The sequence below is a fragment of the Streptomyces sp. NPDC096310 genome, from assembly GCF_044763125.1.
Taxonomy (GTDB): domain Bacteria; phylum Actinomycetota; class Actinomycetes; order Streptomycetales; family Streptomycetaceae; genus Streptomyces.
In genome coordinates this window covers 97,538-116,428 of sequence record NZ_JBIWFO010000007.1, presented here as the reverse complement: position 1 = coordinate 116,428, position 18,891 = coordinate 97,538, and the positions used below count along the sequence as shown (strand labels likewise).

Annotated in this window: 21 protein-coding genes and 1 tRNA gene; 7 read left to right on the top strand and 15 right to left on the bottom strand. The window is 70.6% G+C overall.

Translation table 11 applies throughout. The features are described from left to right. The first annotated feature begins 14 nt into the window (after nucleotides 1-14). The gene (locus ACIQ7D_RS16685; RefSeq protein WP_403938106.1) at nucleotides 15-869 is read left to right on the top strand and encodes an immunity 49 family protein; all 855 of its coding nucleotides are present in this window, start codon (nucleotides 15-17) and stop codon (nucleotides 867-869) included. Nucleotides 870-1,246: 377 nt separating this feature from the next. Further along, complete coding sequence (locus tag ACIQ7D_RS16680; RefSeq protein WP_403938338.1) at nucleotides 1,247-1,891, top strand: hypothetical protein; 645 nt, start codon at nucleotides 1,247-1,249, stop codon at nucleotides 1,889-1,891. 190 nt (nucleotides 1,892-2,081) lie between these two features. Here the strand turns inward: ACIQ7D_RS16680 and ACIQ7D_RS16675 are convergent, their stop codons facing one another. From ACIQ7D_RS16675 to ACIQ7D_RS16645, 7 genes are all read right to left on the bottom strand, one after another. Further along, on the bottom strand, nucleotides 2,082-2,345 hold the full coding sequence (locus ACIQ7D_RS16675; RefSeq protein WP_403938105.1) for a hypothetical protein: 264 nt from the start codon (nucleotides 2,343-2,345) through the stop codon (nucleotides 2,082-2,084). A 47-nt stretch (nucleotides 2,346-2,392) separates the two neighbouring features. After that, nucleotides 2,393-2,764, bottom strand: coding sequence for a glycosyltransferase (locus tag ACIQ7D_RS16670; RefSeq protein ID WP_403938104.1), 372 nt, complete (start codon nucleotides 2,762-2,764; stop codon nucleotides 2,393-2,395). Next, nucleotides 2,683-3,279: a glycosyltransferase gene (locus ACIQ7D_RS16665; RefSeq protein ID WP_403938103.1), complete on the bottom strand. Its 597-nt coding sequence runs from the start codon at nucleotides 3,277-3,279 to the stop codon at nucleotides 2,683-2,685. The genes ACIQ7D_RS16670 and ACIQ7D_RS16665 overlap by 82 nt, the downstream gene beginning before the upstream one ends. A gap of 127 nt (nucleotides 3,280-3,406) precedes the next feature. Continuing rightward, nucleotides 3,407-3,616, bottom strand: a complete 210-nt coding sequence (locus ACIQ7D_RS16660; RefSeq protein ID WP_403938101.1) for a hypothetical protein — start codon at nucleotides 3,614-3,616, stop codon at nucleotides 3,407-3,409. Further along, entirely contained in the window at nucleotides 3,613-4,056 is a 444-nt protein-coding gene (locus tag ACIQ7D_RS16655) for a recombinase family protein (protein WP_403938100.1), read from the bottom strand. Before ACIQ7D_RS16655 ends, ACIQ7D_RS16660 begins: the two co-directional genes overlap by 4 nt. Before the next feature lie 212 nt (nucleotides 4,057-4,268). After that, on the bottom strand, nucleotides 4,269-5,471 hold the full coding sequence (locus tag ACIQ7D_RS16650; RefSeq protein ID WP_403938098.1) for a helix-turn-helix domain-containing protein: 1,203 nt from the start codon (nucleotides 5,469-5,471) through the stop codon (nucleotides 4,269-4,271). Between the two features lie 102 nt (nucleotides 5,472-5,573). Then, nucleotides 5,574-6,242: an HAD-IA family hydrolase gene (locus tag ACIQ7D_RS16645; RefSeq protein WP_403938096.1), complete on the bottom strand. Its 669-nt coding sequence runs from the start codon at nucleotides 6,240-6,242 to the stop codon at nucleotides 5,574-5,576. A 492-nt stretch (nucleotides 6,243-6,734) separates the two neighbouring features. Between ACIQ7D_RS16645 and ACIQ7D_RS16640 the strand changes: the two genes are divergently transcribed. Next, nucleotides 6,735-6,893: a hypothetical protein gene (locus ACIQ7D_RS16640; RefSeq protein ID WP_403938094.1), complete on the top strand. Its 159-nt coding sequence runs from the start codon at nucleotides 6,735-6,737 to the stop codon at nucleotides 6,891-6,893. Nucleotides 6,894-7,021: 128 nt separating this feature from the next. Here the strand turns inward: ACIQ7D_RS16640 and ACIQ7D_RS16635 are convergent. Beyond that, nucleotides 7,022-7,095, bottom strand: a tRNA-Thr gene (locus ACIQ7D_RS16635). 206 nt (nucleotides 7,096-7,301) lie between these two features. Between ACIQ7D_RS16635 and ACIQ7D_RS16630 the strand changes: the two genes are divergently transcribed. From ACIQ7D_RS16630 to ACIQ7D_RS16620, 3 genes are all read left to right on the top strand, one after another. Then, nucleotides 7,302-8,426 (top strand): sn-glycerol-3-phosphate ABC transporter ATP-binding protein UgpC, encoded by a 1,125-nt coding sequence (locus tag ACIQ7D_RS16630; RefSeq protein ID WP_329824843.1) that lies wholly within the window; start codon nucleotides 7,302-7,304, stop codon nucleotides 8,424-8,426. A 254-nt stretch (nucleotides 8,427-8,680) separates the two neighbouring features. After that, a complete protein-coding gene (locus ACIQ7D_RS16625; RefSeq protein WP_403938092.1) occupies nucleotides 8,681-9,103 on the top strand; it encodes a hypothetical protein in 423 nt (140 codons plus the stop codon). Between the two features lie 69 nt (nucleotides 9,104-9,172). Continuing rightward, nucleotides 9,173-9,889 (top strand): NDP-sugar synthase, encoded by a 717-nt coding sequence (locus ACIQ7D_RS16620; RefSeq protein WP_384999074.1) that lies wholly within the window; start codon nucleotides 9,173-9,175, stop codon nucleotides 9,887-9,889. A 102-nt stretch (nucleotides 9,890-9,991) separates the two neighbouring features. On the opposite strand, the gene ACIQ7D_RS16615 is transcribed toward ACIQ7D_RS16620, so the two are convergent. From ACIQ7D_RS16615 to ACIQ7D_RS16585, 7 genes are all read right to left on the bottom strand, one after another. Next, nucleotides 9,992-11,743, bottom strand: a complete 1,752-nt coding sequence (locus ACIQ7D_RS16615) for a DoxX family protein (protein ID WP_403938090.1) — start codon at nucleotides 11,741-11,743, stop codon at nucleotides 9,992-9,994. A 197-nt stretch (nucleotides 11,744-11,940) separates the two neighbouring features. Further along, nucleotides 11,941-12,891 carry a 23S rRNA (guanosine(2251)-2'-O)-methyltransferase RlmB gene (gene rlmB, locus ACIQ7D_RS16610; RefSeq protein WP_403938088.1) on the bottom strand — a complete coding sequence of 317 codons (951 nt, stop codon included), beginning with the start codon at nucleotides 12,889-12,891 and terminating at the stop codon, nucleotides 11,941-11,943. A 125-nt stretch (nucleotides 12,892-13,016) separates the two neighbouring features. After that, a complete protein-coding gene (gene cysS, locus ACIQ7D_RS16605; RefSeq protein WP_403938086.1) occupies nucleotides 13,017-14,417 on the bottom strand; it encodes a cysteine--tRNA ligase in 1,401 nt (466 codons plus the stop codon). Nucleotides 14,418-14,546: 129 nt separating this feature from the next. Next, complete coding sequence (locus ACIQ7D_RS16600; protein ID WP_403938084.1) at nucleotides 14,547-14,951, bottom strand: PPOX class F420-dependent oxidoreductase; 405 nt, start codon at nucleotides 14,949-14,951, stop codon at nucleotides 14,547-14,549. Nucleotides 14,952-15,186: 235 nt separating this feature from the next. Further along, nucleotides 15,187-15,714 carry a 2-C-methyl-D-erythritol 2,4-cyclodiphosphate synthase gene (gene ispF / locus ACIQ7D_RS16595; protein ID WP_403938083.1) on the bottom strand — a complete coding sequence of 176 codons (528 nt, stop codon included), beginning with the start codon at nucleotides 15,712-15,714 and terminating at the stop codon, nucleotides 15,187-15,189. Beyond that, nucleotides 15,704-16,450 (bottom strand): 2-C-methyl-D-erythritol 4-phosphate cytidylyltransferase, encoded by a 747-nt coding sequence (gene ispD / locus ACIQ7D_RS16590; RefSeq protein WP_403938081.1) that lies wholly within the window; start codon nucleotides 16,448-16,450, stop codon nucleotides 15,704-15,706. Before ispD ends, ispF begins: the two co-directional genes overlap by 11 nt. Before the next feature lie 470 nt (nucleotides 16,451-16,920). Then, a complete protein-coding gene (locus ACIQ7D_RS16585) occupies nucleotides 16,921-17,403 on the bottom strand; it encodes a CarD family transcriptional regulator (protein WP_003953493.1) in 483 nt (160 codons plus the stop codon). 709 nt (nucleotides 17,404-18,112) lie between these two features. Between ACIQ7D_RS16585 and ACIQ7D_RS16580 the strand changes: the two genes are divergently transcribed. After that, nucleotides 18,113-18,784, top strand: a complete 672-nt coding sequence (locus tag ACIQ7D_RS16580; RefSeq protein WP_403938079.1) for a DUF461 domain-containing protein — start codon at nucleotides 18,113-18,115, stop codon at nucleotides 18,782-18,784. The last annotated feature ends 107 nt before the right edge of the window (nucleotides 18,785-18,891 follow it).

The following is an 18,891-nucleotide window of genomic DNA, read 5'->3' as shown; positions in this document are numbered from 1 at the left end:
AGGAGACAGTGTCCGTGATCGTGCTGCGCCAGGATTATCCGAAGGACGCGATGGCGGCGGTGGTTCCCGTCATGGAGGAGTCGCTGTCCGATGCGCTGGAGGGGATCGAGACTTCCCACCGTTCCAGGTCGGGCGCGGTCATGGAGTCGCTGAACGTCGCTCTGGTCCGCTCTGTCGGGGACCCCGGCTCCGTGATGCTGGAGACCTGGGAGTCCTGGCTGCTGTCCATGCAGACGCATTCGGCTGTCTTCGCCGCCGTCGCTCCCGAAGGGGAAACGGTCACCTGCAAGATCCGCGAGGAGGAGCGCCACCTCGCCACCACCGGGCCGCAGACCTACCTCAACGCGAGCACCTGGCTCGACGCCTTCTACCTCGCGATCATCTGCCGTGAAGCAGCCCGCCTCGACATGCTGGCGCGGATCCCGGTGTCCCTGCTGCGCGACTTCGGCGGCACGCTGGACGAGTACACCTACGCCTGGGTGGAGACCCTCCAGAGCTTCTGGCTCCACCGCGACGACCTGCGCACCCACCTGGTGCGCGCCGTCGACCTGAGCGCCCCCGAGCAGGCCCGCGTCCTCGACGCGGAGACCATGACCAAACTCCATTACCCACCGATCATGCTGCTCTACCGCTACCTGCGCAACGACGTGGCCGGCTTCAACGAGGCCCTGGCCGACGCCGTCCGCTGGCACAAGGAGTACTGGACCGCGAACGAGGACCGCGCCCTCCACATCCACGGGATCGTGGCCCTCGCTCCGCTGGCAATAGCCTGCCTGGCCAAGGCCAACAACCTCCCGCTCGACATCGAGTCCGACTACCTCCCCGAGGCGCTCCTCGACTTCGCCTGGCGTGGCGAGTTCGACGCATAACACCGCACCCCGCGAGGCCTGGGAGTTCTGGGTCCTGGCGACGCGTGTGCACTCCGCCCTCTTGTGATCGTCGGGACAACCACAAACCTGCACGGACCGGTCGCACCAGCTCCGCTCGCCGTGGCGGCCAGGTGGGCAGCAAGCAGCCGGCTCCCCGAGCTCCTTCGGCTGTCGCTCCGCCGTAACGCCCCCGGTCCTTCCGAAGGTAAGCCTCGGGGCGGTTCACCGGCCCCCACACATGGCTGTACTTGATCTCGCTCATGGCCGGCAGCGTAGGTCCGCAGGGAACGCAGGCGGTGCGGGCTGAGTCACGCCCGTCGCGGGCACTCGCACGGTCGTGTTCCTACGGGCCGCTTAGGCAAGGAAGTTCGATGGGGATGCTGATGCGCGCGCCGAGAGAGTGCGGCTCGTGGTTCTGGGACCTGGACGACGTGGTAGAGCCTGGTCTGGAGTCCGCGCTCAGCACCGCTGGGCGCATGAGTGCGGTGCTCCAGAAGCACGCTCTGCTGGAGCCGGACGCGCTTGATTGGAACTGGTTCCAGGCCGGAAAGGGCGGCCTCGGTATCCATAGCCGCCTGAACCTTGTCAGGCGTTCGCTCGACGATCCAACATTGCCCGATGAACTCCGCGCCTGCCGGCCGATCGGCCATCCGCAGGCGGAGATGGGCGGAATCCTTGTGCGGGGATCCGGCGCGTGGTTCGACGCGAGCGGAACGCGCCAGAGAGAGTACCGCCTGGTCGAACTCATGGTGTCACCCGACGAGATCGGCCCTTCGGCCGAACTGTCCGTCCACCATGACATATGGGGTCTGTGTGATTTCCGGGGCGAGCCCCATCCGGCCATCCATGCTGCCAACGCGCCACGGCTCGCGTCAGCCCTGCAAGAGCTCATCCACGTGCTCGGAGTCGAGGCGGAGCCCGGCGAGCCGACGTACTACGGTCGAGCGGAGGGGCACGGGCTCAAGACTCCCGACATCATCGGCGGGCGGGGACCGGACCTCACCGATGCGGCATTCGGCTAGATGGCCAGCCCGGTCCACATCGCCCTGGGGAGACACCGTATGACCAAGGGCGTGAACGCACTCCACCGTGCTCAGCCGGACTGGCTGAGCACCCTTTCCTGAAGAAGGCCCACTGTCACCCCGGATCGGGGCTCCGCCATGCAACAACTGCTACAACATGCCATCCGGCACGCCTACCCAGAAGGACGCTTTACCCGAGATCCGCCAAGTGGCGACAGTTGGATCCCCTGACGAGGGCCGTCGCCCCCTCGTCGGAGACGGTGCCGCGGCCGAGTACCCCGGGAACGGGTACGACTGCTGCGGCAGCCCTGATCACCGTCGCCTCGGTGAAGGCGTTGCGCATGGCCGTGGACGCGTAGAGCTTCACGACCACCGGGCGGCCGTCGCGCAGTGCGGTCCGGTACACAGCGCTGCGCGAGTCGGCCTTCAGCCGCTCCGCCGAGTCGGCGGGCACACCAAGGAGAGTGGCGCAGGCGTGGGAGACCATAGTCGGCGGCCTGGTCATCGCATTCCCGTCGGCTCGGGGTGGGCCGCGCCGAGAGCGCGGACGTGCCGCATCGTGCGGCCCAGGAGCGCCCGGTACTCGCGGACGTCGTCCGTCGCTGGGCACTCCGGCTGCCAGGGCTTCTCGGGGCCGACGAAATGGACGACTGCGGCGTCCGGATCCGGGCAAAGAGGGCGGGTGACGACACGGCGGACCCAGTCGCCTCGTTCGAGGAACCGGCCGACCTCGAACCGGTTGTACTTCGGGTCCGCTTCGCGGACGCGCCCGTGGTGCAGGAGCCAGAGGTTCAGGGCGTCCTGGTCGTTGTGCAGGATGTGCTCGCGGTACTCGGACAGGGCGCGTCGGACTCCGGCGCGGAGGACGGCCAATTCTGAGGTACGGGCCCACAGGAGACCGGCGTTGTAGTAGGGCCGGCCTTGAGGTGGGGCCAGCGCTCGGCGGCTCCGGGCAGGGCGGGGGATGCTCCTACGGCCGGGTTGAACTCGTCGCGCACCGCGCCGATCTCCCCCTGGTGCAGGCCGTGGAGGGGAGCGGTCAGATCTCCCCGTACGAGCGTGTCGGCGTCCACGTAGATCAGGTACGGGCGGCGGACGAAGGCGGGCGTGAACTCGAACCGCAGGTAGGTCGTGAGCGAGATGTACGCGGTGTCGGCCATCCGCGAAGTGCGCAGGGGCGAGCGACGGGCGGCGTCGAAGGACCCGAAGCCGGCGCGCTTGGCGAGGTGGGCGAGCAGGACGACGTGCGCGGGTGCGAGGTCGAGGGTGAGGACGCGCAGGGCGGTACCCCGGCGGGCGCTGGGGGTGAGGCTGTCCGCCAGCGCGGCGACCGTCACGAGGCCGGGGGTGAGGTAGTTCCGGTCGATGCACAGGCCGAACGCGTACATGAGTGGGCCTCCTTTCGAGCGGGAGCGGAGCTGCGGGCGATGACAGGGGGCTGGTGGCCGAATCGGTCGACCGGGCGCATCCGTCCGTCCCGTGCGACGGGTCCTGCGACGTCGGTTCGGTGGCCTCTCACCAGGCGTCCTGTCCGCTGCTGAAGCGAGCGGCGCGGGATTGGACGACCCGGAGAGAGTCGGGTTCGGTGGTCTCCCACTGCACTGTCGTCGGTCCCCATCGCGGTCTCAGGACCCAGGTCTCGTTCCGGCGGATGTCGGTGACGATCGCCCGCTGGCCCTGGGCGTCCTCGACGACGTCGCCGACCTCGGCGCGTTGGCCGGTCACCACGGCGTCGCAGGGACGACGCGGCCGTACGGGATCCATCCGGCTGCGGCCTCGAAGAGCGCCCGACGACGCTCATGCTGACCGGGCGTGCGGCGCGGTGACTCGGCCGTCGCCTCCGCGAGGAAGCCTCCGCGGTCGCGGACCAAGACACCGAGGGCGGCGAAGTGCGCCAAGTCCAGCGAGACGTGGGAAGCGGCGGCGACGACGATCCCGCGGATCAGGCCGGATGACAGCGCTCCCGTCACGGCCGACCAGCCCGGTCGGTCACCGAGGAGTACGGACGGGTCGTCGTCGGTCCAGACACCGGCCACGAGCCAGTGCCGAGCATCGGCGTAGTCGCGCGCTCGACGCTCGGCGTCGCTCGCGAGGGGCAGGCTGGCGGCACAGGAGTAGACGGCGACCGGGGCTTGCCCGAGGCCGCGAAGCGGGGTGTTCGGCATGTCCCCCAGCGTGGCGGCGGCGGTCGGCGCGTGACAGGCACGCCTCGTGGCTGCGGGAGAGACGCGTGGGCGGCACGCTGCCATGCCACGTGGCGGCACACGCGGTCGGCGTCGAGGGCCTGTGCTACGGAGCGTGGCAGCCGTTTCAGCCGCTGCCGTCGCCGCTGCTACGGGGCGTGGCAGTCAGCGCTTTCCGGCGTACAGCTCGGCGGTCAGCGGACGCCCAGCGGCACCTTCGCCGCGTGAGCCAGACCGCGCAACCGGCTGACCGGCAGCCCGGCCAGGCGGGAGATGATCACTCCAGGCAGCATCTGGTGCTGAACCCAGCCGGGGGCCATCGCGCAGACGGCTTCGAGGGTGTCTGCGGCCCGTTCCCAGCGCCGGCACTCCACATGGGTCAAGGCGATGTCCAGGCCGTAGCGGGCTCGCGTGGCCAGAGGGACGGTGTCGTCGAGCCTGACCGTGTCCATCAGCCGCAGGGCTCCCGGAGTATCGCCGAGAGCGACCGCGATACTCATGGCCTGAGTGGCGGCGTAGAGCGGCCCGTAGGGCTGGGCGTGCTCTCCGCGAGCGTGTTCGCCACCGAGACGAGCGCCGACGGCATGCGCCTGCGACAGGTACTCCCGGGCTGTCTCCGGCGAGGACCCGCCGCGCGAGGCTGCCACGGCTGCGTTCGTGACGAGCTGCCCGTACACGGAGAGACGGTCGGGATCGTGCTCCGACATCTTCGGCTCGATCCGCTCGGCCTGGGCGGCGGCCAGCAAGAAGCCCAGTGCCGTCCGCCCGTCACGGAGGTTGACCCAGGACGTGGTGGCCGCGAGATGCGCGTCGCGCAGGTCATCGCCCGCCTGTACGGCGATCTGGCGGCCGTAGGTGAGGGCCGCGTAGGCGAGGTCCCGCGAGCCCCATACGTTCGCGGCCATGCCGGCGGTCTGGAAGGTGTCGGCCAGTACGCCGGCCGCCGCCGACTTCTCGTGTGCGGCCGCACCGTCGTACCGTGCGCGGGCCTCGGGTAACAGCGCGCCGAGCAGAGCGCCCAGCTCCGTGTACCGCCCCGACCAGTAGGCCGCGTCGGCGTGCTGGACGACGGCTCGGAGTTCGTCGACCGTCCCAGGTTCGGCGTCGGAGGAGAAGCCGATGGCGGCGTCGTGGGTCGCGGCCGAGAGCGTGCGCAGGGCCGCCCGCTCGTCGCGGTCCATCGAACGGCGGGGCTCCTGCTGCCCGAAGAGCACGGCGATGTCGGTGCCGAGCGCGGAGGCGATGGCCAGCAGGGAGGGGAGGGAGGCGGTGCCGCCGCGCTCCAGCTTCCGCACGACGCCGACCGACACCTCGGCGGCTTCGGCCAACTGCTCCTGCGTCGTGCCGTTGCGGAGCGCTTTGAGCCTCTCGGCGGTGGTGTACTCCGACCATTGCATGCCAGCCATATCCTCTTCCGGTCCGCCAGGAGTGGACCGTACCGACTCCTGACGCGCGGCCGACACCCCGCGTCCGACCCGGATCCGACGCGGCGGCCGAAATCAGCCCTGTACGGGAACGGCCGCCGTCACCCCGAGCAGGCTCTCCAGCTCGGATACCGCCTTGTCCTCGTCCACCGCGAGGACAGTGGTGATTCCCAGGGCCTCGGCGGGCGGAAGGTTGACCGGATGGTCGTCGACGAACACGCACACCGTTCCGGGAAGACCAAGGCGGTCCAGGGTGAGTTGGTAGATCGCGGGGTCCGGCTTCGCCAGGCCGACCGCTTCGGAGATGACGTGCACGTCGAAGAGGTCCCAGATGCCGACGTGCTCGTACGGGTTGAAGGGGTCCAGGCCGAAGCTGTTCGACAGGAGGGCGAGCCGGTAGCCCGCCTCCTTCGCCGCGCGGGCGAGGGCCGCCATGCGAGCCGCCGCCGGCACCTTGGACCACGCGCGGCCCATCAGGTTCACCGGATCGACGTCCGTACCGAGCAGAGCGGCCGTCCGCGCATTCCACTCGACCTGCCCGAGCTGCCCGAGCTCCAGCGCCGCGTACAGGCGCCGCCCGTCGGCGGTGTCGTTGAGGGTGGCCCGCCACGCCTCCGCGTGCAAGCCCTCGGACTCGGCCCACAGGCGGTGGGTCGGCCGGGGATCGGCGGTCAGCACTCCGGCGAAGTCCAGGATGAGCCCGCGCGGGGCTGTGGGTTCGGGGGTACCGGCGGGCATCGGCATGGTTGCGAGCGTCCTCTCCGTCGACCTCATGGAAACGCTACCCCGCGTGGAGGCGGCAAGAGATCTCCGTGATCCCTGAGGAGGCAACCGATCGGCCCAGGGTCGCATTCAGCCGCGGGGCTTGACGGAGGCGTTCGTTCTCCTCCAGGGCCTTGACTCGTCGTTCCAGCTCGGCTCGGGTCGGCTCCTTCGGAGGCGGTGCTGCCTGTGCGCTTGCCGACTCACTTGGTTCTGCGAGTAGTCCGATGGGCTCGTATGCCACGATCGTTGAGCGCTCTCTCCCTCGCACTCAGGGCATGGCTTGCTGCCCCCTCCGTCACCTTTTTCGTGGCTCCGCAACGGGGCCTCCGGCCTTCGGGTCCGGCATGACTTCCCCCGCCTGTTGTTGATGATCCGGGGGGGGTGTCACCGGGCCCGAAGGCATCGACGGACCGCTGATGAGGGGCTTGAGCTCCGGCTTCATTCGAGCCGGAAGAGCTCTCCGTAACGTGGATGTGGCAGCTCGGTGCGGAGGCCACCGCCAAGCTGGTCCCGCTCCAGCGCAAGGCCGAGGCAGAGAAGATCGCCCGAAAGGCGGAGAAGGCCCGGAAGAAGGCCCAGCGCGCCAAGAAGAACCCGAAGAAGCCCAAGCGGACGAAGCACGCGGCGTAGGACTCGCCGGCCCTCCGCTCACGCATCGCTCACGCAGGTCATCCTCCGCAGGCCGAACCACCCTCCATGATCCACCGTCACAAAGGAAAAAGCCCAGGTCACGGGCTATGTGACCTGGGGTTTCGCGGAGCCCCCTGTCGGATTCGAACCGACGACCTACGCATTACAAGTGCGTTGCTCTGGCCAGCTGAGCTAAGGAGGCGCGTCCGAGAAGTGTAACCGGAGCCGATCACCCGTCCGCCGGAATTTGCTGCGTGCAGGAGGGCTGACAGATCGCCGAAGGCCGGGTAGCGTCACCTGAAGTTCACCCAGGTGGACTAGACCCATCTTCCGCCGCTCTTCGGCGGGGGACCCATTCCTTTACTCGGATCGTCCGGCACGTTCCTGCCGGTGAGGGGACACATCGCCATGGCTACTGTCTCGTTCGACAAGGCAACCCGCGTCTACCCGGGCTCCACGAAGCCCGCCGTGGACCAGTTGGAGATCGAGATCGAGGATGGCGAGTTCCTCGTCCTCGTCGGTCCCTCCGGTTGCGGCAAGTCGACCTCCCTGCGCATGCTCGCGGGTCTTGAGGACGTCAATGGTGGCGCCATCCGGATCGGCGAGCGTGACGTCACGCACCTGCCGCCGAAGGACCGCGACATCGCGATGGTGTTCCAGAACTACGCGCTCTACCCGCACATGAGCGTCGCCGACAACATGGGCTTCGCGCTCAAGATCGCCGGTGTGAACAAGGCGGACATCCGCAAGAAGGTCGAGGAGGCCGCGAAGATCCTCGACCTCAGCGAGTACCTGGACCGCAAGCCGAAGGCGCTCTCCGGTGGTCAGCGGCAGCGTGTCGCGATGGGGCGGGCCATCGTGCGGGAGCCCCAGGTGTTCCTCATGGACGAGCCGCTGTCGAACCTCGACGCCAAGCTCCGTGTCTCCACCCGTACGCAGATCGCCTCGCTCCAGCGGCGCCTCGGCATCACCACCGTGTACGTGACCCACGACCAGGTCGAGGCCATGACCATGGGTGACCGGGTGGCGGTTCTCAAGGACGGGCTGCTCCAGCAGGTCGACTCGCCGCGCAACATGTACGACCGGCCCAACAACCTCTTCGTCGCCGGCTTCATCGGCTCCCCCGCCATGAACCTGGTCGAGGTGCCGATCACCGACGGCGGTGTGAAGTTCGGCAACAGCGTCGTGCCGGTCTCCCGCGAGGCGCTCTCCGCCGCTTCGGAGAAGGGCGACAAGACCGTCACGGTCGGCGTCCGTCCCGAGCACTTCGACATCGTCGAGGAGGGCGGCACCGCGGGCGCGCTCTCGAAGGACGCCCCGGCCGGTCTCGCCGTGACCGTCAACGTCGTCGAGGAGCTGGGCGCCGACGGTTACGTGTACGGCACCGCCGAGGTCGGCGGCGAGTCCAAGGAGGTCGTCGTCCGCGTCAACGGCCGTGCCGTGCCGGACAAGGGCGCCAAGCTGCACGTCGTGCCGCGCGCCGGCGAGACGCACGTCTTCTCGACCTCCACGGGCGAGCGCCTCACCGACTGACCCCGCCCGATCCCGTACCACGAAGGGAGGAGTTCGGCGCGCCCGCGCCGGACTCCCGCCCGAATTCGTCCGCACGGCCCCGTACTCCGGTGCGGGGCCGTCCGCGTATTCTGTCGCCCTGTCGCAAATACCGCTCCATAGGGGCCATTTCGGATGGAGCCCGTCAACCTCCGATTCGAAAAAACCGATCGAACCGTCCCTCAAGTGAGTGACTAAATGTCGCCAAATCATCACTGACCGCTACGCTCGCCTGCGTGACCCACACAGCCCGCCGTATCGGCCGAACTCTCGCATTCGTACTGCCCGTCGTCCTGGTGCTCTCCGGGACCCTCGCGGTCGCCCGTGTTCCGTGGGCGACCACCACCACCGAGTCGCAGGTCCTGACGGCCTCCTCGGACACCGCCTCGGTCCGGGCCAAGTCCCGTACCCCCCAGGACGTTCTGCGCGACCAGCTCCTCGTGGAGCTTCAGGAGAAGGATCCGGGGATCGCCCTGACGCACCTTCAGCGGCAGGTCGAGGAGCGCCCCTCGCTCGCGCGGCACTGCGTGTCGATCGCCCGCGCCCTCGGACGCGCCGCAGTCGCCACGTACGGACCGGGGCGCGCGCAGTCGTTCTCCCGCCCCGTGTGCGACACATCCTTCGCGTACGGCGTCTCCGAGCAGGCCGCGGGGAGCTGATCCCCCGGACACCGGCCGCCCCGCTCCCTGACCGCGTGCCGCCCGACCGCCCCGCCTATCGTTCACGGCATGCATACGTATCCGACACAGGCCGTGGTGCTCGCGGGCGGCCAGGGGTCGCGGCTGCGGCCGTACACCGACGACCGCCCCAAGCCGATGGTCGAGATCCCGGGAACCGGGACCCCGATCATCGGCCATCAGCTCGCCTGGCTCGCCGCCGAGGGCGTGACCGATGCCGTCGTCTCGTGCGGCCATCTCGCCGAGGTCCTCCAGGAGTGGCTGGACTCCGCCGATCTCCCGCTGCGGGTCACCACCGTGGTGGAGGAGGAGCCCCTGGGGCGCGGCGGCGGCCTCAAGCACGCCGCCGCCGGGCTGCCCGACCCCGGCCGGCCCTGGTACGCCACCAACGGCGACATCTGGACGCGCTTCTCGCTGCGCGAGATGGCCGCCTTCCACTTCGAGCGCGACGCGACGGCCACCCTCGCGCTCGCCCGGCCGCGGATCCCCTGGGGAGCCGTCGAGACCGACGAGTTCGGCCATGTCCTCGACTTCATCGAGTCCCCGCCCTCGCCGTATCTGATCAACGCGGGGGTGTACGTGTTCTCCGCGGGCTTCCACGAGCTGCTGCCGGACCGCGGCGACCATGAGCGGACCACGTTCCCCCGGCTGGCCCGGGAGCGCCGTCTCGCGGGCTTCCCGCTGCCGCACGGGGCGTACTGGCGCGCCATCGACACCGCGAAGGACCTCACGGAGGCCGCGAAGGAGCTGGCCGGCGGGGCGCGCTGAGCCTCTCACCGGCAGAAGAGCACGAAGGAAGGGGCGGCCGACCCGTGGTCCGGGTGGCCGCCCCTTGTCGGGGAGCGGGCGAGAGCGGGCGCGGTGGCGGCGTCAGCCGAGGAGTCCGCCGATGGGGTTACGGTTTCCGCCGCCCCCTGAGGAGCCCCCGGAGGAGCCGGTGGCGGGCGCGCCCCCGTCGCCGCCGCCTCCGCCGCTCCCGTCGCCCGTACCGCCCGTGGAGGACGGTCCCTGGCTGCTGGAGGGCGGCGGGGCCTGGTCGGCCGTCCGAGGCGGCTGCTGGACCGTGCCCTGGGTCTGGCTGGGCTGCTGCTGTCGCCCGTTCATCTGGCCGGTGCCCGCCCCCGTACCGGCTCCGGTGGTCGCGCCGCCGCTCTCCGGCGTCGTACCGGCGCCCGGTTCCGACTGCGGCGCGGACGGGCTGCCCGAGCGGGTCGCCGAGGGCGCCGAGGACGTACCGCTGGTGGCGCCCCCGCTCTCCGGGGAGCCGGACGCGCCGCTCGTGGCGCGCTGCCGCTGCGGCAGCGGTACACCCGGGAGCTGGTTGACCGGGTCGACGCCCGGCCCCGGCACCCGCACCAGGTCGGAGGAGCGTACGGCCCCGCCCAGCACCGAGCCGATCAGCAGCGTCAGTCCGATGACGACGCTCGCCACGATCGTGCCCCTGCGCAGCACGCGCCGTCGCAGGTCCCAGAGTTCGGAGCGCGGTCCGAGCGTGCGCCACGCCTCGCTCGCCAGCCGCCCGTCGACGGAGTAGACGGGCGCGCCCGCGATGATCAGCGGGGACCAGGCGGCCAGATAGATGATGTCGGGCGCGTCGTACGCCGGTACGGTCCGCCAGCTCACCGTCAGCAGCAGCGTCGCCGACAGCAGCGTCCCGACGGAGGCGGCGACCCGCTGCCAGAGGCCGAGGACGGTCAGGACGCCGACCACGATCTGGAGGAAGGCGACGCTGAGCCCCGCGCCGACCGGGTGCGAGAGCGCGAAGTCGCGCAGGGGTTCCGCCAGCGCCCACGGGTGCAGCGAGCTGAGCCACTTGACCATGGAGCCGCGCTCGCCGCCGTCGAAGTAGACGGGGTCGCAGAGCTTGCCCATGCCGGCGTAGATGGAGATGAAGCCGAGGAAGACGCGGAGCGGGAGCAGCACCACGCCGAGGTTCATCCGGCGGCCGGGGTAGTAGGCGTGCCGGACGGAGTCGTTGCCGTGGCGCTGGAGGCGCGGTCCCTCGTCGGGGCCGTATCCGAGGTCGTCGTCGAAGTCGTCGAAGTCCGCGAAGTCGTCCCGCTCGGCCCTGTCTGCCCCGTCGGCGCCGCGGCCACGGTGGCGGGCGTACGCTCCGGGGCCCGCGCCCGTTCCCCGCTCGGGCAGGTCGTACGCGCCGACCGCCTGGCGCATGGGCGGCAGCAGCGGTGTGGCCTCCGTACGGGGGCCGCCGACGACGGGGGTCGGCATCGTCGTCTCGGTGTCGGAGCCTAGGCCGGGCCGGGGGATGACCTGCGTGGCGCCGGCTTCGTACCGTCTTCCGGGGCTTCGGGCCCCGCCCGCGGGTACCGGGGCGGAGTTCCGTACGGCCTGGAGGAGCCCGGTCGCCCCGGGGTCGCCCGGCGCCGACTTCCCGCTCCAGACGACGGGCGCCCGCCTCCGTGGCGCCCTGCCGCCGGTGGCGGCCGCCGCGCCGCCCAGTGCGGGGATACGCAGGGGGCTGGGGCGCTGAGGCGTTGCGAGCTTCACCCGGAAGCTGGCGTGGTTCACGATGACCTGCGCGGGATCGCAGTCCACCTTGAGCATGCTCAGCGGGGGCTGATCGTCGAACCCGGGCCGGGGCGTTCTGGTGTCCACACTCATCTAACCGAGTGACTTGTGTTTAGGACACTGCCTTGACGCGCGCGATATGTCCGAGACCCGTCAAGATCATCAAGCGGGGCCGTTCGGGGGACGGTACGGAGGCGGGAAGAGGGACCTCACGGGGGTGACGCGGGGATGGTGCGGGAGTGGTGCGGGGATGCTCCCGGACCGCCCGCGCACCCTCCCCGTGGCCCGTCTCAGGCGCGGTGCCGCGCCGCCTCGTACAGCACCACACCCGCCGCGACACCCGCGTTCAGCGACTCCGCGCCGCCCGGCATCGGGATCCGTACGCGGATGTCGCACGTCTCCCCCACCAGCCGCGACAGGCCCTTGCCCTCGCTGCCGATCACGATCACGACCGGGCCGCCGAGCGCCGCGAGGTCGCCGACCTCCGCCTCGCCGTCCGCCGCGAGACCGACGACCGTGAGACCGGCCTTCTGGTACGCCTCCAGCGTGCGGGTGAGGTTGGTGCAGCGGGCGACCGGCGTACGGGCCGCCGTACCCGCCGAGGACTTCCAGGCACCGGCGGTCATCCCGGCGGCGCGCCGCTCCGGTACGACGACGCCGTGGCCGCCGAAGGCGGAGACGGAGCGGACGACGGCGCCGAGGTTGCGCGGGTCCGTCACGCCGTCGAGCGCGACGATCAACGGGTCCGCGCCCTCGTCGAAGGCGGCGGCCGACAGGTCCTCCGGGTGCGCGTACTCGTACGGCGGGACCTGGAGGACGAGCCCCTGGTGGTTGAGGCCGTTCGTCATCCGGTCCAGCTCGGGCTTGGGGGCCTCCATGAGGTGGATGCCGCCGCGGTCCGCCGCGAGCTGGAGCGCCTCGCGGACGCGCTCGTCGTTGTCGATGAACTGCTGTACGTAGAGCATCGAGGCGGGCACGCCGTCGCGCAGCGCCTCGAAGACCGGGTTACGGCCGACGACCATCTCGCTGGTGCCCTTGCCGCCGCGCCGGGCGACCTGGCGGCGGGCCGTCTGCTTGGCCTTGGCGTTGGCGACGCGGTTCTGGACATGACCCTTGCGCGCGGACGCGGGCGGTGTCGGGCCCTTCCCTTCCAGGCCGCGGCGTCGCTTGCCACCGCTGCCGACCTGCGCGCCCTTCTTGTTGGACGTACGGCGGTTCCTGCGCTGGCTGTTCCCGGCCATGACCTACCTGTTTCATTGCTTTCGTTACGCGGCTACGCGGCGCTTCGGTCGCGCGGCGTTCATACGTTTTATGTCAGGGTACGTAAGTGTGCCGCCCGGACCACCGGGCGGCACACTTCAGCAGGTCAGCGCGGTCCCAGGGTCCACCGCGGACCCGTGGGCCCGTCCTCGATGACCAGTCCGGTCTGCTGGAGCTGATCGCGGATCGCGTCCGCCGTGCCCCAGTCCTTGCGGCCCCGCGCCGCCTCGCGCTGCTCCAGCACGAGCCGTACGAGCGTGTCCACGACGCCGTGCAGCTCCGCGCCGCGGTCGGTCTCGCCGGCCCACTGCGGGTCGAGCGGGTCGAGGCCGAGGACGCCGAGCATGGCCCGTACCTCCGCGAGCCGGGCGACGGCCGCTTCCTTGTCGTCGGCGGCGAGCGCGGAGTTGCCCTGGCGGACGGTGGTGTGGACGATCGCGAGGGCCTGCGGGACGCCCAGGTCGTCGTCCATGGCCTCGGCGAAGGCGGGCGGCACCTCGTCCGCGGCGGCGACGGACTTCCCCGCTTTCTCGGTGACCCGCTGGACGAAGCCCTCGATCCGCGCGAACGCGGACTCGGCCTCGCGCAGGGCCTCCTCGCTGTACTCGATCATCGAACGGTAGTGCGGGGTGCCGAGGTAGTAGCGGAGCACGATGGGGCGCCAGTTCTTGACCATCTCGGAGACCAGCACCGAGTTGCCGAGCGACTTCGACATCTTCTCGCCGCTCATGGTGACCCAGGCGTTGTGCACCCAGTAGCGGGCGAACTCGTCGCCGTACGCCTTGGCCTGCGCGATCTCGTTCTCGTGGTGCGGGAAGATCAGGTCGAGTCCGCCGCCGTGGATGTCGAAGGCGGAGCCCAGGTACTTGTGGGCCATCGCCGAGCACTCCAGGTGCCAGCCGGGCCGGCCGCGGCCCCAGGGCGTCTCCCAGGAGGGCTCGCCGAGTTTGGCGGCCTTCCACATCGCGAAGTCGCGCTGGTCGCGCTTGCCGGTCTCGCCCTCGCCGGAGGGCTGGCGCAGATCGTCCAGGTCCTGGTTGGACAGCTCCAGATAGCCGGGGAAGGACCGGACGTCGAAGTAGACGTTGCCGTCGGCCTCGTACGCGTGACCGCGCTCGATCAGACCGCGCATCATCTCGATCATCTCGGTGATGTGGCCGGTCGCGCGCGGCTCGTACGTGGGCGGCAGGCAGCCGAGCACGTCGTAACCGGAGTTGAAGGAGCGCTCGTTCTCGTAGCCGATGGACCACCACGGGCGGCCCTGGTCCGCCGACTTGGCGATGATCTTGTCGTCGATGTCCGTGACGTTACGGATGAACGTCACGTCGTAGCCGCGGTGCTCGAACCAGCGGCGCATGATGTCGAAGTTCAGTCCCGACCGGATGTGCCCGATGTGCGGGGCGGCCTGCACGGTGGCACCACACAGGTAGATCGAGACGCAGCCCGGGGCGATCGGGGTGAAGTCACGGATCTGCCGGGCGCCGGTGTCGTACAGCCGAATAGTCACGCGACAAGGGTAGTGCGCCCGGGGCAGTGCCCCGCGACCCTTTGGGCCACGGGGACACCGAAGCGTGACATTGATGACGTCGGTCATGCGCCGGGCCCCGGAGGTCGGGGCGGCCGGGTCCGCGGCGGTTCAGAGACTGCCGACGACCTTGCGGGGCGTGATGCGGACGACGACCCGCGTGTCGTCGTCCCCGGCGCTCGGGTTGAACTCGGCGTACCGCTTGCCCGTGTACTTCACGGACAGCTCGTCGATCAGCTCCTGGCCGCCCTCGGTGGTGAGCGCGGCCGTGCCCCGGATCTCCGCGTAGGTGTACGGGGCGTCGGCGGGCTGCACGACGACGGTGACCCGGGGGTCGCGGCGCAGGTTCTTCTCCTTCTGGCGGTCGACCGTGGTGGAGATCAGGACGTCTTCCCCGTCCCGCTTCACCCATACAGGTGACACCTGCGGGCTTCCGTCGGGCTGGATGGTGGCGATGTTGACGAAGACGGGGGTGTCGAGGAGCTGCTTGAGGCCATCGGAGAGTGCGGCTGTCATGGCTGCCTTCCTGCTTCGTGCTGCTGCCGTGCGGTGGATGAATACCGAACGATCATCGCCCAACCCGCTCGCTCCCGCCGGTATTTCGCGCGGTTCGGTACCGCGGCTCCGGCCGGACGGTGCTCCGGCCGGACGCGTTCCCGGGCCTGTACGTTCCCGGGCCCGCGGCGTACCTCGGCGGTACGGGGCCACGGTGGCCTCGCCGGTACGGGGCCACGCCGGGGCGGTACGGGCCTCAGCCCGCCGGGGCCGTACGGACCACCAGCGCCGTGGCGATCGCCGCCAGCCCCTCACCGCGCCCGGTGAAGCCCAGACCGTCCGAGGTGGCGGCGGAGACCGCGACCGGCGCGCCGACCGCCTCGGAGAGCACCTGCTGCGCCTCGTCCCGGCGCTTGCCGATCTTCGGCCGCGCCCCGACGACCTGGACGGCGACATTGCCGATCGCGAAGCCCTCCGCGCGGACGATCCTGGCCGCCTCCTTGAGGAGGGTGACGCCGGGCGCTCCGGACCACTCGGGGCGGCCCGTGCCGAAGTGCGCGCCGAGGTCGCCGAGGCCGGCGGCGGAGAAGAGCGCGTTGCAGGCCGCGTGCGCGACCACGTCCGCGTCGGAGTGGCCGGCCAGTCCGGGGCCCTCGCCCTCCCAGAGCAGGCCCGCGCACCACAGTTCGCGGCCCTCCTCGAAGGCGTGGATGTCGGTGCCGATACCGACCCGCGGCAGCGGCATCGGCGCGGGGTGGGTTCCTTCAGGGCGCTCAGAAGCCATCGGTGAGCCTCCTGCGGGCGAGAACCGCCTCGGCCAGCACCAGATCCAGCGGCCTGGTCACCTTGAACGCCTCCTCGTGTCCCGGCACGACCACCACGGGCGCGCCGAGCCGCTCGACCATACCGGCGCAGTCCGTCGCGCCCTCGCCCACCCGGGGCACCGTCCGGTGCGCGCGCTCCAGCGTGGCGCGGTCGAAGCCCTGCGGGGTCTGTACGGCGCGCAGCAGGGACCGCTCGGGGGTGGCGACGACGGGTTCCGGCTCGCCCTTCTCCCGTGGTTCGACCTGCTTGACGGTGTCGGCCAGCGGCAGCGCGGGGACGACGGCGGGGGCACCGTCCCGTACCGCCTCGACCACGGCGTCCACGGTCTCGACCGGGACGAGCGGGCGGGCCGCGTCGTGGACGAGCACGCTGGTGATGGCCTCGGGCAGGGCGTCGATGCCGAGCCGTACGGACTCCTGGCGGGTCTCGCCGCCGGGTACGACGAGGTAGTCGGTGCGCTCGGGCAGGGCGTGGGCGTCGAGGAGGTTCTTCACCTCGGACGCGCCGTCCGGCGGTGCGACCACGACGACGAGCGAGACGGCGCGCGAGGCCGCCATCGCGCGGACGGCGTGGATCAGCATCGGTGTGCCGCCCAGCGCGCGCAGCGCCTTGGGGGCGCCTGGACCGAGCCGTACGCCCCGGCCTGCGGCGGGGATCACCGCGGCGGTGCGGTGGGGGCGGGGTTCCTCAGACATCGCATGCACTCCGGCGGGTTTGTTCTGGCTTTGTTCCAGCAGGTTTGTTTCCGCGGCCGACATGGGTAGGGGCTCAGCGAGCCGGGCGGGACGCCTTGACCCGACCCTTCCGTGACCAGGGTCGAGACGATCGCCGCACCGGCCACTCGGGGGCCTCGGCGTCGGACGTACGAACGCACGACGCGCCGCGCATGAAGCGCGACGCGACATCCACACATCCGGCATTCCACACATCCAGGGGCACGTGGGCAGAGACACGCACGTGGGCAGAGACACGCGCATGGGCAGCAGCACAAGATGTGAAACGCGCGGGCATGAAGCGCGCGGATGTGGGCATGAGCATGTCGCGACACGATACGGGCATGCCGCAGTGCCCGACGACTCGGCTTTCCCCCAAAAGCCGGCCAGCGGGCACCGCGGCATTCACTGCTTCACTTCACATCGCGCGTGCTGCGTGCGTCGCGTTCAGTTCAGGACGCGAGGACCTCGTCGAGCAGAGCCTCGGCCTTGTCTTCATTCGTGTTCTCCGCGAGAGCCAGCTCGCTGACAAGAATCTGCCGCGCCTTGGCGAGCATGCGCTTCTCACCCGCGGAGAGTCCGCGCTCGCGCTCCCGGCGCCACAGGTCCCGGACGACTTCCGCGACCTTGATGACGTCGCCGGAGGCGAGCTTCTCAAGATTTGCCTTGTAGCGACGGGACCAGTTCGTCGGCTCTTCCGCATACGGCGCCCTGAGCACCTCGAAGACCCGGTCCAGCCCGTCCTGACCGACCACATCGCGCACGCCGACGAACTCCGCATTGTCCGCCGGTACACGCACCGTCAAGTCGCCCTGGGCGACCTTGAGCACCAAGTAGGTCTTGTCCACGCCTTTGATCTGGCGAGTTTCGATGGCCTCGATCAGCGCGGCCCCGTGATGGGGATAGACCACGGTGTCGCCAACCTTGAACGTCATGTGACAGGTACCCCTTCCGTGGCTATCCAGGGTAACACGAGAATGGCTTCTTCTGAATGGCGTTTTCGCAGGTCAGGGCGCATCTCGGGGCTTGACAACAGCGCCAGGAACGTGCTGCGGACGGCTTCCGGAAGGGGGTATTCGCAGGTCGGAGCCGCTGCGCGGGGGCGCGGAAACGCCCACGTTACGTGGCGCGCGACCCCCTCCAGGGAGGACTAACGTCCCGTTTTGCCGGATTCCGGCAGCGGAACTTCCCGCTCCGCGTTCGGATGCCGGTCACCCGTACGAACGGAAGTGTGGCGTGGGTACGACACAAGTACGACGGAAGTGCGCGGGAATCCGAATTCGATCACGGCCGCGCGTGCCACGGTATTCGTAAGGAATGCGGGGCGGTCCGGATAATTGATCACCGGATTTATGTGAACGGCGCGCGAAACGCGGTGAAGATCGACCGTCAATCGATCATCGGCGGAACCCCGGGGCCGGCGGGGGAACGGGCCGGTGGCGCCGGGAGGCGGGTCGGGTGCGGGGCGCCGGGGACGGCTCGGTAACCTGAGGGCGCCGACGCACCTTTGGCCCGTCTTGAGGTCATCGGCTCGCTTCTCGCACCCGTACCGCCGCAGTACCCGTACCGCCGCAGTACCCGCAGTACCCCGCACCACCGTGTCCCCCAGCCCTCCGTCCGTACGTCCTAGGAGATGCCGCCGCCGTGAGCCGCAGCCTTCGACGCGGCGCCCTCGCCGCCACTGCCCTCGTGTTCTCGCTTGCCCCGCTCACCGCGTGCGGCGCCGGCAACAACGCGCAGACTCTCGGCGTCAAGCCGGACAACGCCGCCACGTCCGTCGACAAGATCAGCCTCCAGAACATCACGGTGGTCACGCAGCCCGAGGCCGGCGCGGAGGGTCCCGCCGTCGTCACCGGCACCGTCTTCAACAGCGACACGAGCGCGCAGACCCTCGACTCGGTGAAGCTCCCGGGCACCAGCGCCACGGTGAAGCTCGCGCCCGCCAAGGGGTCGGGGCCGGTCACCGTTCCGGCGCTCGGCTCGCTCCAGCTCGGCGGCTCGGGCAACGCCTCCGCCGTGATCGAGAACGGCCGCGAGGCCGCGAAGAACGGCGACGCGCAGAAGGTCGTCTTCTCCTTCAGCAAGACCGGCGAGGTCGCGCTGCGTGCCTTCGTCTTCCCGTCGGACAGCTACTTCAAGGGCGTCGGCCCCAGCTCCTCGCCGTCCGCCACCCCCGGCGGTTCGTCGTCGCCCGGGGCTCCCGGCGCCGGTGCGGCGGGCGAGGAGGCCCCGGGGACCCCGTCCGACACCGTCTCGAACTCCGCCCCGGCCTCGGGCGACGCGGAGTCGGGCGCGGAGACGGGCACCGCCCACTGAGAAGCGGGCGCGGCGGCGGAAACCGGTTGGGGGGGGGCCGCGGCGCCCCCCCCCGCCGCCCCCCCCCCCCCACCCGAACGGGCCCCCGCACCCCACCCCCCCCGGCC

What these genes read in the sequence shown, in the direction of transcription:
- ACIQ7D_RS16645 (WP_403938096.1), bottom strand. Translation starts at nt 6,242, where the DNA reads ATGCCGATGCCCGCCGGTACCCCCGAACCCACAGCCCCGCGCGGGCTC.
- ACIQ7D_RS16650 (WP_403938098.1), bottom strand. Translation starts at nt 5,471, where the DNA reads ATGCAATGGTCGGAGTACACCACCGCCGAGAGGCTCAAAGCGCTCCGC.
- ACIQ7D_RS16640 (WP_403938094.1), top strand. Translation starts at nt 6,735, where the DNA reads ATGTGGCAGCTCGGTGCGGAGGCCACCGCCAAGCTGGTCCCGCTCCAG.
- ACIQ7D_RS16615 (WP_403938090.1), bottom strand. Translation starts at nt 11,743, where the DNA reads ATGAGTGTGGACACCAGAACGCCCCGGCCCGGGTTCGACGATCAGCCC.
- ACIQ7D_RS16585 (WP_003953493.1), bottom strand. Translation starts at nt 17,403, where the DNA reads ATGACGTTCAAGGTTGGCGACACCGTGGTCTATCCCCATCACGGGGCC.
- ACIQ7D_RS16630 (WP_329824843.1), top strand. Translation starts at nt 7,302, where the DNA reads ATGGCTACTGTCTCGTTCGACAAGGCAACCCGCGTCTACCCGGGCTCC.
- ispF (WP_403938083.1), bottom strand. Translation starts at nt 15,714, where the DNA reads ATGGCTTCTGAGCGCCCTGAAGGAACCCACCCCGCGCCGATGCCGCTG.
- ACIQ7D_RS16665 (WP_403938103.1), bottom strand. Translation starts at nt 3,279, where the DNA reads ATGTACGCGTTCGGCCTGTGCATCGACCGGAACTACCTCACCCCCGGC.
- rlmB (WP_403938088.1), bottom strand. Translation starts at nt 12,891, where the DNA reads ATGGCCGGGAACAGCCAGCGCAGGAACCGCCGTACGTCCAACAAGAAG.
- ACIQ7D_RS16600 (WP_403938084.1), bottom strand. Translation starts at nt 14,951, where the DNA reads ATGACAGCCGCACTCTCCGATGGCCTCAAGCAGCTCCTCGACACCCCC.
- ispD (WP_403938081.1), bottom strand. Translation starts at nt 16,450, where the DNA reads ATGTCTGAGGAACCCCGCCCCCACCGCACCGCCGCGGTGATCCCCGCC.
- ACIQ7D_RS16655 (WP_403938100.1), bottom strand. Translation starts at nt 4,056, where the DNA reads ATGCCGAACACCCCGCTTCGCGGCCTCGGGCAAGCCCCGGTCGCCGTC.
- ACIQ7D_RS16680 (WP_403938338.1), top strand. Translation starts at nt 1,247, where the DNA reads ATGCTGATGCGCGCGCCGAGAGAGTGCGGCTCGTGGTTCTGGGACCTG.
- ACIQ7D_RS16620 (WP_384999074.1), top strand. Translation starts at nt 9,173, where the DNA reads ATGCATACGTATCCGACACAGGCCGTGGTGCTCGCGGGCGGCCAGGGG.